General features: G+C 68.5%; 15 protein-coding genes. 1 reads left to right on the top strand and 14 read right to left on the bottom strand.

Annotated features, from left to right (window positions below; all coding sequences use genetic code 11):
- The 12 genes from BST44_RS12495 to fdxE form a co-directional block, all read right to left on the bottom strand.
- A partial coding sequence (locus tag BST44_RS12495) for a S8 family serine peptidase (protein ID WP_244184802.1) occupies window positions 1–689 on the bottom strand: 689 nt, incomplete at its 3' end.
- A complete protein-coding gene (gene eccD, locus BST44_RS12490) occupies window positions 667–2,178 on the bottom strand; it encodes a type VII secretion integral membrane protein EccD (protein WP_083177423.1) in 1,512 nt (503 codons plus the stop codon). The genes eccD and BST44_RS12495, both read right to left, overlap by 23 nt.
- Window positions 2,179–2,437: 259 nt before the next feature.
- On the bottom strand, window positions 2,438–3,340 hold the full coding sequence (locus BST44_RS12485; RefSeq protein ID WP_083177422.1) for an ESX secretion-associated protein EspG: 903 nt from the start codon (window positions 3,338–3,340) through the stop codon (window positions 2,438–2,440).
- An 87-nt stretch (window positions 3,341–3,427) separates the two neighbouring features.
- Window positions 3,428–3,712 carry a WXG100 family type VII secretion target gene (locus tag BST44_RS12480; RefSeq protein WP_046182844.1) on the bottom strand — a complete coding sequence of 95 codons (285 nt, stop codon included), beginning with the start codon at window positions 3,710–3,712 and terminating at the stop codon, window positions 3,428–3,430.
- A gap of 50 nt (window positions 3,713–3,762) precedes the next feature.
- The gene (locus BST44_RS12475; RefSeq protein ID WP_083177421.1) at window positions 3,763–4,059 is read right to left on the bottom strand and encodes a WXG100 family type VII secretion target; all 297 of its coding nucleotides are present in this window, start codon (window positions 4,057–4,059) and stop codon (window positions 3,763–3,765) included.
- A gap of 287 nt (window positions 4,060–4,346) precedes the next feature.
- Window positions 4,347–4,646 (bottom strand): PE family protein, encoded by a 300-nt coding sequence (locus BST44_RS12470; RefSeq protein WP_007172607.1) that lies wholly within the window; start codon window positions 4,644–4,646, stop codon window positions 4,347–4,349.
- Window positions 4,647–5,084: 438 nt separating this feature from the next.
- Window positions 5,085–6,290, bottom strand: a complete 1,206-nt coding sequence (locus BST44_RS12465) for a PPE family protein (protein WP_083177418.1) — start codon at window positions 6,288–6,290, stop codon at window positions 5,085–5,087.
- Between the two features lie 340 nt (window positions 6,291–6,630).
- Window positions 6,631–7,842 carry a PPE family protein gene (locus tag BST44_RS12460; RefSeq protein WP_083177416.1) on the bottom strand — a complete coding sequence of 404 codons (1,212 nt, stop codon included), beginning with the start codon at window positions 7,840–7,842 and terminating at the stop codon, window positions 6,631–6,633.
- A gap of 456 nt (window positions 7,843–8,298) precedes the next feature.
- On the bottom strand, window positions 8,299–9,510 hold the full coding sequence (locus BST44_RS12455) for a PPE family protein (RefSeq protein WP_083177415.1): 1,212 nt from the start codon (window positions 9,508–9,510) through the stop codon (window positions 8,299–8,301).
- An 8-nt stretch (window positions 9,511–9,518) separates the two neighbouring features.
- Window positions 9,519–9,818 carry a PE family protein gene (locus tag BST44_RS12450; protein WP_083177414.1) on the bottom strand — a complete coding sequence of 100 codons (300 nt, stop codon included), beginning with the start codon at window positions 9,816–9,818 and terminating at the stop codon, window positions 9,519–9,521.
- Between the two features lie 167 nt (window positions 9,819–9,985).
- The gene (locus tag BST44_RS12445) at window positions 9,986–11,221 is read right to left on the bottom strand and encodes a PPE family protein (protein ID WP_083177413.1); all 1,236 of its coding nucleotides are present in this window, start codon (window positions 11,219–11,221) and stop codon (window positions 9,986–9,988) included.
- A 467-nt stretch (window positions 11,222–11,688) separates the two neighbouring features.
- On the bottom strand, window positions 11,689–11,883 hold the full coding sequence (fdxE, locus tag BST44_RS12440) for a ferredoxin FdxE (RefSeq protein WP_083177412.1): 195 nt from the start codon (window positions 11,881–11,883) through the stop codon (window positions 11,689–11,691).
- A gap of 215 nt (window positions 11,884–12,098) precedes the next feature.
- On the opposite strand from fdxE, the gene BST44_RS12435 reads away from it, so the two are divergent.
- Complete coding sequence (locus tag BST44_RS12435; protein ID WP_083177411.1) at window positions 12,099–13,271, top strand: cytochrome P450; 1,173 nt, start codon at window positions 12,099–12,101, stop codon at window positions 13,269–13,271.
- 31 nt (window positions 13,272–13,302) lie between these two features.
- Here the strand turns inward: BST44_RS12435 and eccCa are convergent, their stop codons facing one another.
- Both eccCa and eccB read right to left on the bottom strand, forming a co-directional pair.
- Window positions 13,303–17,469, bottom strand: coding sequence for a type VII secretion protein EccCa (gene eccCa / locus BST44_RS12430; protein WP_083177410.1), 4,167 nt, complete (start codon window positions 17,467–17,469; stop codon window positions 13,303–13,305).
- On the bottom strand, window positions 17,466–18,983 hold the full coding sequence (gene eccB / locus BST44_RS12425) for a type VII secretion protein EccB (RefSeq protein ID WP_083177409.1): 1,518 nt from the start codon (window positions 18,981–18,983) through the stop codon (window positions 17,466–17,468). The genes eccCa and eccB overlap by 4 nt, the downstream gene beginning before the upstream one ends.
- Window positions 18,984–19,274: the final 291 nt, after the last annotated feature.

Here is a 19,274-nt window from a genome sequence, read left to right as displayed (position 1 = left end):
CCCTGGGGTGGTCCCGGGGGCGGCCCCGCCGCCACCACCGCAGCAGCCCGCGGGGCCGGGGGCAGCCCGAACGGTCCCGGAGGCGGCTCCTCGGTCGGAGGAACCATCGTCACGGTCTGCGGCAGCGGCGACAGCGTCACCGTCTGGGGCGGCGGCGCTTTCGGCGGCGGTTCGGTCGTGGGGATGGTGACCGGCCGGCGCGGAGCGGCCGGCGGCGGGCCCGCGCCGTTCGCGGGCGCGGCGCCGATCATCGACGCCACGATCGTCCCGTGCGCGTCGCAGTCCGACAATCCGTCGCCGCCCATGACGTAGTCACCGCCGGGGATCAGGTGCGGAAACCGGGGGTGCGGGCTGACGCCGGTGTCGATGACGGCCACCTTGACGCCCGCGCCGCGGCCGAATTGCCATGCCTCCTGCAGGTTCAGCATGTCCATGTACTTCGGCTGCAACCGGAAATCGGTGCCGGGCAGCACGCCCACCTCGGTGCAGTACGAATTCTGCTTCATCGGCGCGGGCGGCCCCGGCGGACCGTCCGGCGGCACCGCGGCCGGGTCGATCGTCGGCGGCGAAATCGCATAGGCGGGCGGGAGGCCGGCCAATGCTCCTGAGGAGAGCAAGACTGCGGCGAGGGCCGCGGCGGACGCGCGCCCTCGCCACACCTTGCTACTACCGGTAGCGGATGGCTGCATAGACATTCATCAACCACAATGCCAGCGGGAAGATCGGCATCAGGCAGAGGTATTCGATCCATTCCACGAACTTGCGGAACAGCGGGCTGTAGATGGTGTTCGGCACCACGGCCGCGGACGTGAGGCCGGCCGCCGGCAGCAGAACCAGGATCGCCGCGCTGATCGACACGGCCAGGGGCGACTGCAACACGAGCGCGTACCGCGCGACCACCGCGCCGACGATCAGGACGGCGGTGACGGCGAGGGTGATCGCCTGCCAGCGATCGACGTAGGAGCGTCCGCGCAGCATCAGGAACCCGGCGCTGAAGCCGGCCAGCAACAGCGGCAGCCAACGCTGGCCGGTGTGCGGATCCGACAACGCGGTGAGCGAGACCACCATCAAAACGCCGAGCCCGATCAGCAGGCCCGTGAGGAAGGAGCGTGCGCGTTCCGCCTGCACCAAGACGTCCCGGACGGAAGCGGGGCCCTCCAGGACCGGCGGCCCGCCGTCGGAGCGGACCACGGTGGTGGGCAGGTCGGGCCGGGCCTCGAACACCCACCGGCTGGTCGCCGAGGGGAACACCGGCAGGCGGATGCCGGCCAGCCGGCGCGAGAGCGCGGGCGCGGTGTGGTACACCAGCACGCACAGCAGCACCACGCTCGTCAGCAGCGTCACGGCGCTGGTCATCGCGACCATTCGCGCCAGGGCGGCGATCGCGGTGACCACGCTGACGGTGATGAGCGCGGTGTAGAGCCCCAGCCGGCGGCCCGTGAACCGCAGCGCCAGCATCGCGGCGATGGTCAGGACGCCGAAGCCCAGCACCGCGTGGGGGGATCCCACGCCGCCGGGCGGCGCCGCCGCCGCCGCGACCGTGAGCGGCGCCAGGCCGCTCAGCAGCGTGATGTCGGCGATGCGGCGATCCTGGTCCGTGCGTGCCCGCATCAGCAGCATCAGGGAAACGCCGAGCACCACTAGGGCGATGACGGCGGAGTATGCGGTCGGCAGCCAGGAGTTGTGGTGCCACCGGTACCAGAGCAGCAGCCCCGAGGCGGCGGTCACCCCGGCCGCCACCATCGACGCGCCGACCTGGACCGCCATGACCGGGTCGATCGCGGCGAACCGCTTGCTGAGGTTTGCCGCGACCGCGGTGGAGATGTGCTCGATGACCTGCGAGCGATGCTCGGTGTCCTGGATGAACCGGATCCACAGCCGGTCGCCGTCGTAGACATCCTGTTCGGTCAGCGACTGGGTGGCCCGCAAGGGCGTGCCGTCGACCAGGCAGAGCGCCCACCTGCCGCGGCCGGTGGCCTCCAGCGGGGTCTCGCCGAGCTCCCGGAGGCGGCCGTTCACCACCTTGAGCAGCGGCTCGGTCATCACCGAGACGGGCGCGTTCGCGTCCAGCAGGACGCCGATCTGTACGCCCGCCCCGGCCATAACGCCGACCACGACCGCCCGAGGCTGCGAAATCCCCTCAACGTCAGGCTGTAGCGCTTCAACTACCGCAGTCATCGCCCTGAACCCCTTACCGTCGTGAATGTGTAACCCCGTGCCGCCAGCCGGGCGGGAGCCTGCGCCGGCCCACTCTCCGGGGCGCTGCGGCCCCCGGGAAAGTGCATCCCGGCTATTCCGAATTCCATCTACCCCGCCTTGCGAAAAAACTTTGGTGACAGTGGTTTGAGATTTGCTGAATCTCTTAGAGAAGTATGCCGTGTTGGCATCTCAACCGCATGTTGAGTGCAAAGCTATTGGTGAACTTTGTGTTTCGTCGTCAGACCCTGCTGTGGGTTTTCCACTCGCCGTAGGGAAGTGTGTCCAGCACCGTCTTGATGCCTACCTGGACCAGCTGCGGGGTGGCCGGACAAATGGCGAGCCAGGCCTCCCCCGACCCGGCCGTACGCGCCTGCTGGTAGAGCGCGATGCGGCCGCCGGAGCCATCTTTGAGCGACAGCACCGAGGCGCTGGGGCCCTTGGCGTCGTCCCGGTATTGACGCGCGTACACCGCGACCTCGGCCGCGGGATCCGAGAGCGCCTGTCCCAGCGCGGCGACGGTGGCGGCGCTGATGCCCATCCGCCGCAGGTCGCCGCCCGAAAACACGTTGAAGCCCGACTCCTGCCACGACTTCGTCGCGTCCAGCATCTCCTCCAGCGGAACGTTGACCGCGTTGATCGCCGCCGGCTCCGCGTGATGGATCGACTCCAGCGCGTCCAAGACCAGGGACGCGATCGAGGCGCTGTCGGCGATGGCGACGTCATCGACGGTGATGTCGCTGCCCACTCGCACCGCGGACACCCAGTGCTGGCCGCGGCGGGCCAACACCACCCGGAACTCGTTGTCGGGGATGTCGCGCGAGCCGGGGGGCTGGTTTTCGTCGTCGACCACGCCGTAGAGCAGCTTGCCCCGCGACAGCAGGGCGATCACCTCGAGGTCCGGCGCGGCCAGCACCCTCATCCGAGCGGCCACATGCTCGTTCACCTGATCGTTCTCGACGATGCCCTGCTCCCGCATGACCGCCATGCCGGGGTGCTCGTTGAGCCAGTCGTTCGAGTCGGTCGAAACATACGGCCGGCACCGCAATTCCGGTGCGACGTGGCGGATGTCCAGGAGTGCCTGAAGCATCCAGAAACCGTCGACGTTAACGGTGATGTCGGTGCGGGCGGTCTGTTGGTCCATCACTACCTCAAGGGTTCAAAGTGCACGGTAACCGCAGGACGCGGCAGCACACCGACGGGTGGTGTGCTGCCGCGCCTGAAGTTGGGGTTAGGCCCAGCTGGACCCAACGGCGCTGTCGGTGCTGGCCATGTTGCTGCCGGCGCTCTGCACCTTCTGCCCGTGGGCGTTGGCCTGCTCGTAGATCACCTGGAAGTTGCGACCCAACTGGGTGATGAACTCCTGGCAGGCCACCGAACCGGCACCGCCCCAGAAGTCACCCGCAGCCAGCACATCGCGAACGATGGCCTGGTGCTCAGCCTCCAGAGACGCGGCCTGGGCCCGGATCAAGGCACCGTGGGCGTCGACGTCGCCGAACTGGTAATTGATTGTCATAACGGTGTTCTCCTAATGTCTGGAATGGTACGCAGCCGCGGTTTTTAGCGCTAGCTGCCGAGGATTTGCTGCGAAGCCTGCTCTTGCTGCTCGTAGTTGTTGGCGTCACGGATCAGCCCGTCGCGCACTCCGTGGAGCATGTTGACGATGTTGCGGAAGGCCTGGTTGACCTGACCCATGGTGTCGTACGACGTGGCCTGCGCCTGGCCGCTCCAGCCCGAGCCGGCGATGTTCATCGAGGACGCCCACATCTTGCGGGCCTCGTCCTCGACGGTCTGGGCGTGCACCTCGAAGCGGCCCGCCATCGCCCGCATTTCGTGCGAGTCGGTCATAAAACGTGTTGCCATGCTGGCTGTCTCCTTAATAAATGGTTTCTCAGATACCTGCTGTGGTTACGACGATGGCCGGGCCGGTCACCCGCTGGCGAACCGCCGAGCCGAATACAAAAGGATGATCCCCCCTTCCCGTCAGCCGGCGGCCACCGGTCGCTTTAACACGGTGAGACGGACGTCAAACCCGAACCGCGGCGTTTGAGTTGTCCGGCCGTCAGCCCCCGAGATCATCGGTAGCTGGGCGGTGAGGTGTGGGACCACATCGAAGATGTCCGGTCCCACACCGTCGACCGCCAATCGGATCAGCCCGCGGCAGCCGCGTTGGCAGCCTCGGTCGCGGCGTACGATCCCGAACTCATCGACAGAGTGTTCACGAACGCCTCGTGAATGGCCGCGGCCTGGGCGCTCACCGCCTGGTACATCTGCGCGTGCGCTGCGAATTGCGCCGCCGTCAGCGCCGACACCTCGTCGGCGGCGGCGGGCACCACCCCGGTCGTGGGGGCCGCGGCGGCCGCGTTCTGAGCGCTCAGCGTTGAGCCGATGGCCTGCAAGTTTCCGGCCGCCGCAGCCAGAGCCTCGGGCTGTGTGGTCACGAACGACATACTTGATTCCCTCCTAGTTCCAATCCCCGACTCTGCAGAGAGTAGATGACGGCGACCTCCGAAGCTCTTTCGGAAGGCGCCTGTTTGCAATTGTTCACGTGACGGTACGACGAATTCACTTTTGGTAACGCCAGAGTAACAGCGCCCGACCCGAATCGCCCTGCCTGACAGCGCGGTCACAGCAAACTGTAACCATCGCGGGCGGCAAACCTGCTGGTAGGGGTCATTCAGGGCACTTGCGCTGGGCAAACCGGTTTAGAATCTCGTTGCTGATTATATGCCGCGGCCCGGCTAGCAACCGACGAGCGGGCCGCCCACCGCACCAAGGCGCGGCGCCGGGAGATGCCCGGGGCGCGGTGCCCCAGGCCGCGCGTGACCCGTTTTGTTAACCCGGGCCGTTTGTCCTGTTAACCCGCGCGGTCCGGCGCTCCGCAACGGCTATCCGGCGAAGGGTGGGCGGGCCATGACGGTGGGCCGGAAGCCGTATCGGGGTCCGGCGCCGGCGTGGGTGCCCGACCCCGCGCCCGCCAGGGGCATGCCGCCGAGCAGGTTGCCCGGTCCCCCGGCCGCCTCCGGGGCGGCGCTGATCGCGCTGACCGGAATGGCCGAGTGGGTCATCGCCGCGGTCGCCGGACCGCCGGTCCAGGCCACCGGCACCGACAACTTGCCGCCGATGGAGGCCGCCCCACCGATCGCGGCCGCCGGGTGCACCGCCGCGCCGGCACCGCCGCCGAGCAGACCACCCAGCCCCCCCAGGCCGGGCAGCGCCTTGGCCGCGGCCGGAGCCGCACCACCGATCACGCCCAGCGTCTTGGCCATCTGCACACCGAAGTTGCCCATACCGACACTGAAGTACGGCAGACCCTCGGTGTTATAGAAGAAACTGGCGAAGGGGCTGTAGCCATTCAAGAGCGCTCCCAGGTTGGTGGGGAGAGTGCTCTGCCCGGTGAGCAGCAACCAGATCGCGCTGAACGGATCTGTCTGCGTGGCGGCCTGGGTCAGCGCCTGCGGGGCCAGCGCGGCCGCATTCTGCGCGACGTTGGCCGTGTTACCGGCCGCGGTGTTGGCCGTCGTGTTGGCGACCGTGCCGGCTTGGGTAGCCGCACCGGCGTCGTTGGTGATCTTCGGAGCGGCCTGAAAGGTCGTCACGCCCTGGGTCGCCGTCCTCGACTGCTCCGCATAGTCGTACATCGCGCCGGCGTCCTGGGCCCAGTACTCGCCGTACCGGGCTTCCAGCTGCGCGATCACCGGCGTGTTCTGCCCGAGCACGTTGGTCGCCTTCAGCTGCGACGCCTGCGCCCGGTTGGCCGCGATCACCGGCGGGGGTACCGACGACGCCAGCGCGGTCTCGTAGGCCGCCGCGGCCGCCTGCGCCTGGGTGGCCGCCAGCTCGGCCTGCGCGGCCGTCGTCGCCATCCAGTCCACATAGGGCTGGACCGCGGCCGCCATCGTCGCCGACGCCGGACCCAACCACTCCTCGCTGCTGAGCGCGGTGACCAACGTGTCATAGCTTTGCGCCGCCGCGGTCAACTCCGCGGCGACCGCGTTCCACGACGACGCGGCGGTCATCAACGATCCCGATCCCGGACCCGCGTAGATGCGTGCCGAATTGACCTCCGGCGGAAACACCCCAAAGTCGAACACCGATTACCCCTTAACCCGCCGTTTGGCTCGAGTAGTCACCGACGGTAGTGCGGATGCGAACGGCCGCCCGTCCCGGAATTCGGCGATCACACCGAAGACCGGGCGCGCGGCCCCCTCGATTGGCGGCCGCGACGCCGCCGCAACGTAATGCACACACGGCGACCGGCCCGCCGCATTTCGGCCTTGAACTGGAACAAGGCGCTCGCGGTGGAGATCCCGGGGAATCACCGAATTGCGCGCGCGGTAACCGCATTCCGCCATTGCCGAGCGCCGGCGTGATCGCGCCGGAGATAAAATCCCGGCGCGGATAAAGAACCGGCGCACGTCCATTTTTCTTCTGCTATCCGGCCGACGGTGAGCGAGTCAGCACGCTGTAGCGGAAGCCGTATTTGTGCGAGTAGTCCGCGGCGCCGGCGCGCCGGCCTGTCACACCGGTGGGCATGCCTCGCAGCAGGGCGTTTCCCGGGGCGCTCGTCGGGCCGGCGACCTGAACCGGGCCGGCCTCAGCCTCGGCGGCGTTGGCCTGGCTCACCGCGGACGTCAGCGTGGCCCACTGGTGCGGAACCGACAAGCTCCCGACGTGGGCGGCCTGCCCGGCACCGGCCGAGACGGCTCCGCTCCCGATGTTGCCCAGGTTGCCCAGACCCAGGTGGGCGAACTGCGGCGTCGGGAACCACGCCCCGCCTGCGCCGGCCGTGGCGCCGCCGGGTCCGGTGACCAGCTGTTGAGCGATCGACATCCCGAAGCTGGCCATGCCGTTGGAGAAGTAAGCCAGACCCGGCGTCTGTTTCAGGAGCGCCGTGTACATCGATGGAGCGAGCCCCAGGTAATTGTTGGTCGGGGTAGGCGGCCCGTACTGCAGGAAGTCCTGAATCGCATTCCACAGCCAGGCCAGGGGCCCCGGGTCCGACGCGTTCGCCGCCGCGGCCTGAGGTGCGCCGATCGAGGCGGCGGTCTGCGCCGAAGTGCCCGCCGGGCTCGCGGCGGCCTTGCTCACCGCCAGCGCCTGGCGGGCCACCCCGTCGGGCGCGCTGGTATGCGGTGGTGCGGTGAACGGAGGCAAGTCCGAAGCGGTCGCCGAGGCGCCGGCATAGCCATACATCGCCGCGGCATCCTGCGCCCACATCTGCAGGTATTCGGCCTCCGTGGCCGCGATCGCCGGGGTGTTCTGGCCGAAGAAGTTCGTCGCGGTCAGCGTCGCCAACGACACCCTGTTGGCGGCGATCACCGGCGGCGGCACCGTCATCGCGAAGGCCGCCTCGAAGGCGGCCGCGGCGGCGCGGCCGCGGCCGGCGGTGTCTTCGGCCGATGCCGCCACCGCGCCCAACCAACTCACGTACGGCAGCACCGCGGACAGCATCGACGACGACGCCGGCCCCACCCACGGCCCGCCGGTCAGTTCCGAAACCACCGCGCCGTAGCCACTGGCCGCGGTCGTCACCTCGGCCGCGACCTCGTCCCAGGCCGCCGCGGCGGCCATCATCGGCCCCGAACCCGGACCCGCATACATGCGGCCGGAGTTGACCTCCGGCGGTAACGCACCGAAGTCCATCGCCTACGAAACGACCGATCCGAACGGCATCTGCATTCCTCGCAACTGGTCTTGGCCGACTGACCTGCAAGCGTTTGCCTGCTTGTTGCGAAGGCTAGGTTCCGCTGGTGGCTGACCGCTGGCCGTGATTCGGACGCGGGAGGGGTGAGCCGACTACCGGACGGCCCTCAATAGCGGCGGCGCCGCAAACGCGCGGGCGGCCGTCCGCGCCGAGAAGTCATGGCACTGCCTGCGGGAACACCGCGCCGGGCGGTCGGTCACGCCCGCCCGCCCCGGGAGGCACGCGGCGCGACGGGCCCGACGGGCCGGATAAAAATCCGGGCGCAGAAAATGCCGCCGCGGCAAGGGGCCGCTCGTTGCGGCGGGGCAACGAGCCGCGCCGGGGCGGCGCGCTGAAAGACGCTTTAGCGCGGCACGTTTCGCGCGCTAAAGCGTCTTTCAGCGGGTTACGAGTAGCTACCCGGCGAACGGTGGGCGGGCCATGACGGTGGGCCGGAAGCCGTATCGGGGTCCGGCGCCGGCGTGGGTGCCCGAGCCCATGCCCGCCAGGGGCATGCCGCCGAGCAGGTTGCCCGGTCCCCCGGCCGCCTCCGGGGCGGCGCTGATCGCGCTGACCGGAATGGCCGAGTGGGTCATCGCCGCGGTCGCCGGACCGCCGGTCCAGGCCACCGGCACCGACAACTTGCCGCCGATGGAGGCCGCCCCACCGATCGCGGCCGCCGGGTGCACCGCCGCGCCGGCACCGCCGCCGAGCAGACCACCCAGCCCCCCCAGGCCGGGCAGCGCCTTGGCCGCGGCCGGAGCCGCACCACCGATCACGCCCAGCGTCTTGGCCATCTGCACACCGAAGTTGCCCATACCGACACTGAAGTACGGTAGACCCTCGGTGTTATAGAAGAAACTGGCCCAGGGGCTGTACCCGTTGAGCGCCGAACCCAGGTTGGTGGGGATGGTGGACTGTCCGGTCAGCAGGTACCAGATGTAGCTGAACGGGTCCTGGGTCGCCTGCTGGGCCGCTGCCTGCGGTGCCTGCGCGGCGGGCTGGGCCAACGACTGCAACACTTTCGACGTGTTGGTCGCCGTCGAGTTCGTCGTCGCGTTGGTGACCGCGGCGCTCTGCGTGGCCGGGGCGGTGTCGTTGGAGATCTTCGGCGCCGCGCTGAACTGCGTCAGCTTCGTCGTCGTCGCCGACTGACCCGCGTAGCTGTACATCGCGCTGGCGTCCTGCGCCCACATCTGGCCGTACTGGGCTTCCAGCTGGGTGATTGCGGGGGTGTTCTGCCCCAGCACGTTGGTCGAGATGAGCTGCTGCGTCTCGGCACGGTTGGCCGCCACCAGCGGCGGCGGCACCGACGCCGCCAGCGCCGTCTCGTAGGCCGCCGCCGCCGCCTGCGCCTGGGCGGCCGCCTCCTCGGCCTGGGCGGCCGTCGTCGTCATCCAGGTCACATACGGCTGCACCGCGGCCGCCATCGACGCCGACGCCGGGCCCATCCACTCCTCGCTACTGAGCGCGGTGATGAGCTTCTCGTAGCTCAGCGCCGCGGAATTCAGCTCCGCGGCCAACGCGTTCCAAGACGACGCCGCGGTCATCAACGACCCCGACCCCGGACCCGCATAGATGCGTGCCGAATTGACCTCCGGCGGTAACGCCCCGAAATCCAACATCATCGACTCCTTTAACCCGTCGCGGCCGCGTTGGCCGCCTCAGTCACGGCATACGACCCCGAGCTCATGCTGAGGGTGTTTACGAACATTTCGTGGATCGCCGCCGCCTGCGCGCTGACGGCCTGGTACATCTGGGCATGCGCGGCGAACTGCGCGGCGGTGAGCGCCGACACCTCGTCAGCCGCGGCGGGCACCACCCCCGTGGTGGGGGCCGCCGCGGCCGCGTTCTGCGCGTTGAGCGTCGAGCCGATGCTCTGCAGGCTGCCCGCTGCCGCGCTCAGCGCCTCCGGCTGCGTCGTCACAAACGACATCTGGATTCCCTCCCTGGTCTTTCGGCTCGGTGCTCTTCGCGGAACGGTTCACCATTGGGCATACCGCGGGCATGGCTTATTCGTGAGATTAGATGGGTCACGCGCTGCCTTGCCTCCCTAGTGCCGAGTGTTCATTAGTGGACAACTTCCGTTCACCTGGACTTTCCCTACCCGGCCGATGGCGGGCGCGTCAGCACGCTGTAGCGGAAGCCGTATTTGTGTGTGTAGCCGGCGGCGGCGCCGGCGCGACGGCCCATCGCACCGGTCGGCATGCCGCGCAACAGCGCGTTGCCGGGCGGGCTGCTCGCCGACACGGTTTGCATCGGACCGGCCTCCACGTCGGCGGCTTCGGCCGGGCTCACCGCGGAGGCCAGCGTGGCCCACTGCTGCGGCACCGACAACCCACCGACCTGAGCGGCCTGTCCGGCACCGGCCGTCACCGCCCCACCCGCGTTGCCCAGGCTGCCCAGGTTGCCCAATCCCAGCTGAGCGAACTGCGGCGTCGGGAACCAGGCGCCACCGGCACCGGCCGTGCCACCGCCGGGGCCGAAGGTCAGCTGCTGGCCGATGCTCCAGCCGAAGTTCCCGATGCCCACGCCGAAATATGCCTGCAGCGTTTGTTTGATGATCGCCGTGTAGTTACCGGGGGTCAGCGACCACCAGTTGGTCGGGCTGGGTAGGACGTCCTGCACCGAGCCGGTGGTCGGTGCCGTGGCGGCGGCGGTGACCTGCTGCGCCGTCTGCGGGGCGGTGGCCGACAGCGCCTGGGGCGTCGCCAGCTGCGACGACGTGTTGGAGACGGTTTGGGCGGTGTTGCCGGCCTGCTGCGTGGTTGCTTGCGTGACGGCGGCGAACTGTTCGGATTCGCCGTCCGGCGTGGTGGTCTGGGGCGCCGCGCTGAACGGCGTCATCTGCGACGCGGCCGTCGAGGATGCCGCGTAGCCGTACATGGCCCCGGCGTCCTGCGCCCACATCTCCATGTATTGGGCCTCGGTCGCCATAATCGCCGGCGTGTTCTGCCCGAAGAAGTTGGTCGCGACCAGCGTCGCCAGCAAAACCCTGTTGGCGGCGATCACCGGCGGCGGCACCGTCATCGCAAACGCGGCCTCGAAGGCGGCCGCGGCGGCGCGCGCATGGCCGGCGGTCTCCTCGGCCTGGCCGGCGATCGTCGTCAGCCAGCTCACGTAGGGCGTGACGGCCGCGATCATCGACGTCGAGGCCGGGCCCACCCAGGGGCCGTTGGTCAGTTCGTCGATGATCGCGTTGTAACCGCCTGCCGCCGTGCCCAATTCTGCGGCGAGTACATCCCAGGCTGCTGCCGCGACCATCATTGGCCCCGAACCCGGACCTGCATATATCCGGCCGGAATTGATTTCCGGCGGTAACGCCCCGAAGTCAAACACCTGTTCTCCTCAGTTGGCCGCGATCACTGGCGAACTCGACCGTCGTATCGGAATCAGTGGTGGCCGTGTTCACGGCTTCGTAAGCAAACGCCACCCCCAGGCCGCCGACATGTTGGAATCACCGACTCGGACCTTGCGGTCCACCACCCCAGTCGGCGGGCCGGTCGGCGCATCGTGCCGCTCCCGTACCGTGCGCCCAAAGGTGGTCTGCCACCACGTGTTTCGGACGTCCGGACAGGAACAACGTGCACCCTCAAGCCTCGATTGATCCCCTGTTGTCAGCAACCGAGCGACAGCTCGCGTGTGTCCGAACTGTCGCTCGCCCATGAGATTAGTTTGTTATCGGGAGTGCTCCGATACGCAATGCCAACTGTTCATTCCAGGCCAGCGATTGTTCACTCCCCGTCGACAAGCGTTCATGTTCGGCAACCGGTTGTTCATCCGCGGTTCGCCCGTCGGGACGAACGTCAGCCCTCTTCGATCACCAACGCCATCTCCGGGCAGGAGGCTACGCCGTCGCGGGTCACCTGCTCGTCCTCGGGCCTGACCTCATGTTCTTCCAGGGTCGAATAGCCCGAGCCGTCGATCGGGAACAGATCCGGATCGACCGCATAGCACTGGGCGTGGCCCACACACTTCGATTTCTCGAGACGAACCCGCACAGGTTTCCTCCCTACCCGGCCACGCGAAATCAGCAGGACCGCACTTGACGAATCGAGTCGTAGATTAGTCGGTCGGTGCGGCGGAGAAGAAGGTGCGGCGCCGCCGTCGGCCCTGAGCCGGGCGTTCGGCCGGCGCTTCGATTCGTGTCCCGTTGCGGCGGATGCGATATTGGTGTGCCACCAGACAGACAGGCAGACAGGCGGAGACTGGGCGGATGACCACTCCTGGCGAGGGCCAGTACGGCACGTTCCACCTCCCGCGGCTCGATTACGAGAAGTTGCCCATGGCCGTGGATCGGGGCGTCGGGTGGAAGACGCTGCGCGACGCCGGGCCGGTGGTGTTCATGAACGGCCACTACTACATCACGCGCCGCGAGGACGTACTGGCCGCACTGCGCAACCCCAAGGTCTTCTCGTCGACGATCCTTCAGCCTCCCGGCCACCCATTGCCCGTGTTGCCGTTGGCTTTTGACCCCCCTCAGCACACCCGGTACCGAAAGGTACTGCAGCCGTTCTTCAGCCCGAACGGACTCAGTGCGTCGCGGCCGGTGCTGGAACGGCACGCCGCCGAGATGATCGGTGCGCTTGCCGCCCAAGGCAAATGCGAAGTGATGGCGGATTTCGCCCGGCTCTACCCGTTTCAGGTGTTCATGGACCTCTACGGTCTGCCGTTGGAGGATCGGGACCGCCTGATCGGGTGGAAGGACGCCGTCGTCGGCGACAAGCCCTACCTCACGCCGGCCGACCTCGAGCAGGGCCGGCACCTGCTCGCGTACCTGGTCGACGTGATCCAGCAACGGCGACAAAGCCCGGGGTCCGACATGCTGTCGCGGATCATGGCCAGCGACGGCGACTTCAGTGACCTGGAACTGCTCGGCATGAGCCACCTGTTGATCCTGGCGGGACTGGACACGGTGACGGCGGCGATCGGATTCTGCCTGCTCGAATTGGCGCGCCGGCCGCAGCTTCGCGACCTGCTTCGTGACGATCCCCGCCAGATCCGGGTCTTCATCGAAGAGATCGTCCGGCTGGAACCGTCGGCGCCGGTGGCGCCCAGGGTCACCACCCAGTTCGTCGAAATCGGCGGCATGACGCTGCCCCCGGGCACGTCGGTGCGGTTGTGTATGGCCGCGGTCAACCGCGACGACAGCGACGCCACGTCCGTCAATGAACTCGTGATGGACGGAAAGGTGCACCGGCACTGGGGGTTTGGGGGCGGGCCCCACCGCTGCCTGGGATCGCACCTGGGGCGCATCGAACTGACGGTGGTCGTCGGAGAGTGGCTGAAGCAGATTCCCGACTTCGACGTGCCGGCGGACTATGCCCCCGAGATCAATTTCCCGTCAAAAAGTTTCGCGCTCAAAGAATTACCGCTGCGCTGGGGCTGATTCAACCGACCCCAGCGCAGCGGTATCCGTGCTATTTGCGCAACTCCGTCGCCGCCACCTGAACGAACACTCCCGTGTCCTCGGCCATCAGCAGGCCGCGGCCTCGCGGCAGCGGGCCACCCTTCATCTTGCCGCGGATGAAGCCCTCGTCCGGGTCGGCGTCCATCACCAGCAGCGGCGCATTGGCCTGGGCCAGCGCCCGCAGCATCGGGTCGCTGCCCGCCGAAGACCAACCACCGAAGGTCCGGGTGACGATCACGTGCAGTCCGACGTCGGCGGCCCTGGTCACCCACGGGGCGGCCTTGTGCAGCGGCGAATCGAAACCGGCCGGCAGCTGCTGGATGTCGTCGACGATCAGGAAGATCTCCGGTCCGCTCCACCACGACCGGGAAAGCAACTCTTCCGCGGACAGGCCGGGCGGCGGTTCGCGGCCCGCCAGGACCGCTGCCAACTCGCCCATCATCGCCTGCACGCCGTCGAGGTTGTAGGCGAACTTCTCGACGTAGTCCGAACCCAGCGTGGTCAGCAGCTGACGCCGCGGGTCCACCAGCCAGACCTGTGCCGACGGCTGGCCGGCCGGCGGCGTGGGTGCGCTGCTGGCGCCGGGCGCGTACAGCCGGCCGATTTCGCTCATGATGGTGGCCAGCGTGGTGGTACGCCCACATTCGCGTCGACCGGTCACCATCAGGTGCGCGTTCTCGGCGAAGTTGAGATAGACCGGCGACAGGTCCAATTCCGAGATGGCCCAAGCGATTCCGCCCGCGCCGACCCCTTGACGGGTGTCGTGTGCGGCCACCTCGCGCAGTTGCTCCAGGTCGAACCGGGCCGGGAGCCGGCGCACCGGCGGGGCCTGGCTGCTGGTGAGGCGACTGACCGCATCGATGATGCTGTCGGACTCGAAGACGTAGTCGGGCGTGGTGCCCAGCGCGGGTCGGGCCACCAGCGTGTGCAGACCGGCCTGCGGGTCGGAGTCCAGGCGGACGTAGTTCACCGCGACCATGCCGCGGCCGGGCTTGACCGGAACGTCCTTGGCGAACCGGGAACGCACCAGCTTCGCGTCCTCCACCGCCGCCAGGCGCAGCTCGACCCGGGAACCGAAACCGCTGCGCACCGGGGGCCGCAGCTCCGACTCGCGGTCGGCGGTCACCACCACGTGCACCCCGAACGAGGGGCCCTGGTTGATGATCAGGTTGACCTGCTCGATCAGCACCTCGTTCTCTTCGGCCAGCGCCCGGTAGTTGTCCACCACCAGGTAGACGTCGCCGAACCCGTCGTTGGGGATGGGGCCCGGCTCGCCGCCGAACTTGCGCCGCCGGAACACCTCCATCGAGGCGATTCCGTACTCGAGGAAAGTGCTCTTGCGCTGCCGCACCAGCGCCAGCAGCTCGGCCACCGTCCGGCGCACGCCGTAGGGGTCGGTCGGACCCGCCACCTCGCCCACGTGCGGCAACCGGGCGACGGTCGTCAGCGCGGTGCTGCTGTAGGCCAGGCAGTAGAACTGCACCTGCTCGGGGGTGTGGGTGAGCGCGGCCGAGCAGATCAGGGTCTGCAGGGCCGTCGTCTTGCCCGAACCACCGGCGCCCAGGATCAGGACGTTGGAGCCCGGGCCCGAGGTGTCGACGGTCCACGGCGGCTGGTCGTGCTTGAACGGCCGGTCGATGATCCCGATCGGGAAGACCAGGTCGCGCGCCGTGCCGTAATCCTCCTGCCACGGGTGGCCGAGGAACCGGTCGACCAACTCATCGATGGCGACGGGCTGGTTCAGCGGCGGTTGCCACAACCGGTACGGCTCGAAGTCGATCTTGCGCAGCTGATCGATGATCACCGTGCCGACCTTCGGAACCCGGATGCCCTCGACGTCGTCGTCGGCCGGCGCGCCGTCACCTTCGAGCGTCTCGCCGTTCGTGAGGGCGGCCGGGGTGAGCTCCGGGCCGCCGACGCTGACCTCGAGCGGAGTGAACGAATTGGTGAACAGTTGCGGCCGAACGTAATCGATGCTGTGTACCAACGCCGGCGCTTCCTCACCGTCGTCGGAGAGCCCACGCGGGAAGTAGTCCCGCCACAGGAACTCCGCCTGGAACCGGACGATGTCCTCCAGGCTGCGGCGGAAGTAACCCAGGCCCGCCTGGGCCGGCAGGTTCACCGCGTTGGGCACGCCGGCCGCCTGCGCGGCACCCGCGGTGCGCGCCTTCAGCACCAGGCGGTAACCCATGTTCTCCATGAGCTTTTCGGCGCGGCTCTCGATCGTCTGCGACGCCATCATCAGGTGGATCCAGTACGCGCGGCCCTGCCGCCCGATCGAGTCGAGCACGTCGACCGCCGTCGGCATGATGCGGAACCACTCGTAGAACTCGTCGATGACCACCACCAGCATCGGCAGCGGGGCCATGTCCTGGCCACGGGCCTGCATCCTGAGCCGGACCGAGTTGTACTCCTTGGCGTCGTCGACGCCGGCGCTGTCGCAGATCGCCTTGCGGCGGGCGATCTCGCCCCACAGGGCGTCCAGGAAGCGCTCCATCAGCGCCTGGTCCTCTTCCAGGTCGGTGATGATGCGCGACACGTGCGGCACCCCGGCGAACGGCTTGACCGCCGACCCACCCTTGAGGTCGGCCAGCACGAACTGCAGCTCCTCCGGCGGGTGGCTGAGCATCAGCGACTCGATCACGGTCCGCACCAGGGTCGACTTACCCGAACCCGTCGTTCCCGACATGACCCCGTGCGGGCCGTCGCCGCCCTCGTCCAGCGACTTCATGTCCAAGAACAGCAGCTCGCCGTTGTCGGAGCGGTTACCGAACGGCGCCCGCAGTCGCGACCGGCCCATCGTGTCGGTGCGCGCGCCCCACAGCGCCTTGAAGTCGATGCGGCCCGGATCGTCAATCCCGTAGTAGGCCATGATGTCTCGGGCGCCGATGTGGGCCACCCGCTGACCGATCTCTTCGTAGGCCTCGGCGAGCCGCCAGCGGGCCAACGCCTGGGCGAACTCCTCCGCCTCGGTGATGCTGATGTGGTCGGTCAGGGCGAAGAACCACGGCTTCTCGTCGATCACCATCCAGGTGTCGCGGTCGCGGGGCAGCGCCTCGATCACGCCCTTGTCGTCGAACCGCAAGGTGCGCTCGGGAACCGACGTCCACATCGAGGATCCGGTCAGGTCGAAGAACGTCACACCGTCGACGCCTTCGGCGCTGATGACGTACTCCCATTGGGGGTCGACGACGTCGGCGACGATCACCGTGTGGGGCGTCGGGGTCTGCGCCGACGAGCTGGCGTGCCGCGGCGTGAAAGAGCCACGGCCGGCGAACAATTCGGCCTGCTCGGCGGCGAACTCGCGGACCGAGCTGTAGACCATCCGCGCGTTGCCCGCGGCGTCCTGGCGCCGCGGGTCGCCGAAGTGCGGGATCCACTTCACCCAGTCCCACTCGTCGAGGTCCGAGCTGACCACCACCATCTGTACGTGGTCGGGGCCGTGCGAGAACGCGAGTTGGCAGATGATGGCGCGCATCAGGCCGAGGACCTGCTCGCGCTCGCCGTCGAACGAGTACCACGGTTCGACGAGCAACGAGATCATCTTGGGCAGGTTGTAGACGACGCTCTGGTAGCGGCCGAATTCCTGCAGCGCCTTACCGGTAACCGGCTCCAGCTCGATGTCGGTCGGCATGTTCTGGGGCTCACCCCAGGTCACCTCGGGCCGCGTCATGCCGACGCCGACTCGCACCACACCGAAGTTGAGGTCCTTGCCGTCGGGCTTGCGCTCCCACATCCGCGACGACCCGACCGCGGCGGACAGCGTGGTGGGCGCCGGGTGGAACCACCGGTAGTTGGAGTCCATGCTGTCGGCCGACTCGTGGGCGGTCTCGCGCAGCATGTCCAGCATCAGCATGAACTGGGCGCGCATCGCGTCCAGCTTGGGCCGGCTCATCTGTTGCTGACCGCCGAACCGGCCGCCGAACATCATCATCGCGACGCCGCCGATCATGAAGATCGGGAAGATCGACCCGGCGCCGCCGAACACGTGTGAGCCGCTGGCGAAGGTCATGGCGACCATGCCGATCAGCAGGCCGACCACCACGACGCCGACCACGATCAGCCACCAGGGCTTGCCCTCCGGCGGCGGGATGCTCAGGGGCGTCGGAAGGACGATGTTCTCCGGCTTGATGACCGGAGGCTTCTCCGGTGTCGGCCGAGCAAACCCGCGTTTCACTTTGGCACCGCCAATTCTCCTGGGGACGTATCCATCGGTAGGGTGTCGTGCTCCACGAGCGCGTCCGCCCGCGACAGGGTCGGACCTTGCGGGAGCAGCCGCAGCGCCACCCACGGCGCCATGCTCGGTTTTGTCTTCAGGCCGAGCGCCTCACGCACCTCGCGGGTGTCGTCGACGCCGAACCGGGCGCCCGCGTCCGTCAGCCACCACAGCGACTCCGTCGTCTTGGCGCCCGGGTCGTTGCCGGTGACGGCGACGAAGTTGCCGTAGTCGGGCCCGAAGAAGACCTGGTCGGCTTCGCGGCCGGTGGTGTCGGCCTTGACCAGCGACACCACCTTGTTCTCGTCCTTGGCCGCCACGGGAATGGTCGCGCCGGAGATGACCTGGATGCGGGCGCGGTTCTCGCCCGAGGTCTTCTGCCACCACCAGCAGGTCGCCGGATTCTCGCGGATGTCGGCCACGTTCAGCGGCGCGTCCGGGTAGGAAGACAGGTCCAGCTTGTTGACCACCGGCATCTTGGCCAGGGCGGACGGCTCCACGGTCACCGGTTTGGTGTTGCCCGGCCCGGCGTTCTGCAGGATCTGCGCCACCAGCGGCGGCAGCGTCTGGACGCCGTCGGCCAGCACCAGCGAATATTGTTGCGGCCCACTGATTTGCGGCGTGACGATGACGGTCCCGATCGGGCCGGGGGCGCCCGGGAACGAGGCGGCGGAGCCCGCGTTCTGCACCTGCGGCACGGTCAGTTCCGGGCCCACCGGCAACGCGTCGAACAGCGCGCGGCTCATGGGCTTCGCCTGCCCGACCTGCTCGGGCGTCAGGCCCAGCGGCAACAGCACCGAGCGGTTCGTCGCGTCGATCCGCGACCGGCGCCCCTCCCGGATCACCCACGCGTCGCCGCCGTAGCTCAGCACCACCGCGTCGGACCCGTTGAGCACGTGCCGGTGGTTGCTGAGGTCGGGGTTCCCGTCGATCACGGTCACCGTCACCCCGGACGGGGCGGTGACACCCGTCGAGGTGGCGACGGTGTCGCATACCAGCCACGACGAGGTGGAGGGAGTCGCGGTGTGGAAGTTCGACGGCGCACCGGGGATGCCCACCAGCGGGCCGCGCGGCAGGCTGGCGATCTGGTTCGACTTGACCAGGTGCGGGTTGTCCGGCCGGCCGGTGATCAGCCGCGCCGACGCGAGGTTCAGCGCCGGGTACAGCCGGTCACCCACGCGGACATAAAGCGCGCCCGAGTCGCGGTCGGCGATGATCGGCGAATCCCCGACCTGGCCCGCCGGACTGAGGAACGAGTAGAGCAGGGCGCCCAGGCAGATCACCAGGGCGGCGGATACCGAGGCCACCACGGCCAGCGTCTGCCGCCGGCCCGGCTCGACCTCCATGCGGACGCGCCACCGGGTGAGCGCCATGGCGGTGCGACGAGCGAGGAATTGGTAGCCCGTTACCTGGGTCCGCGTGGACAACCCGAGGCCATACCCCGACCCGCGTTGCCCGCGACTCTCTTCCGCCACGTTAATTCACCATCCGGTCTGCTAGAACGCCTGGATATTGTCCGTCGTAAATATCCGCTGCACGAATTACATCGACAACCGTAAGGCACCGATACGGGCCTCGCCACGCGGCGCCGATGGGTTCGCTGCTACATCTCTTCGTCCGCGGATGTCCGGTCGTCGGCCGCTCGCCGCCGAAGCGGACGCGGGCAACGTGCCAGGCGCCGTTGAGCTGGCATCTTTTTGTTCCCCCGCCGATCCCGCCCGGACTCCTCATGTCTCCTCAGGGCATCGTAATGGCGAATCACCGAC

It is taken from the genome of Mycobacterium scrofulaceum (genome assembly GCF_002086735.1).
Taxonomy (GTDB): Bacteria; Actinomycetota; Actinomycetes; order Mycobacteriales; family Mycobacteriaceae; genus Mycobacterium; species Mycobacterium scrofulaceum.
Note: the sequence above shows the minus strand (reverse complement) of the source record. Positions and strands in the feature narration are given on the sequence as shown.

Excerpts from the sequence above, each read along its gene's own strand:
- eccD (WP_083177423.1), bottom strand. The coding sequence starts at position 2,178 with ATGACTGCGGTAGTTGAAGCGCTACAGCCTGACGTTGAGGGGATTTCG.
- BST44_RS12485 (WP_083177422.1), bottom strand. The coding sequence starts at position 3,340 with ATGGACCAACAGACCGCCCGCACCGACATCACCGTTAACGTCGACGGT.
- BST44_RS12480 (WP_046182844.1), bottom strand. The coding sequence starts at position 3,712 with ATGACAATCAATTACCAGTTCGGCGACGTCGACGCCCACGGTGCCTTG.
- BST44_RS12475 (WP_083177421.1), bottom strand. The coding sequence starts at position 4,059 with ATGGCAACACGTTTTATGACCGACTCGCACGAAATGCGGGCGATGGCG.
- BST44_RS12470 (WP_007172607.1), bottom strand. The coding sequence starts at position 4,646 with ATGTCGTTCGTGACCACACAGCCCGAGGCTCTGGCTGCGGCGGCCGGA.
- BST44_RS12460 (WP_083177416.1), bottom strand. The coding sequence starts at position 7,842 with ATGGACTTCGGTGCGTTACCGCCGGAGGTCAACTCCGGCCGCATGTAT.
- BST44_RS12455 (WP_083177415.1), bottom strand. The coding sequence starts at position 9,510 with ATGATGTTGGATTTCGGGGCGTTACCGCCGGAGGTCAATTCGGCACGC.
- BST44_RS12450 (WP_083177414.1), bottom strand. The coding sequence starts at position 9,818 with ATGTCGTTTGTGACGACGCAGCCGGAGGCGCTGAGCGCGGCAGCGGGC.
- BST44_RS12435 (WP_083177411.1), top strand. The coding sequence starts at position 12,099 with ATGACCACTCCTGGCGAGGGCCAGTACGGCACGTTCCACCTCCCGCGG.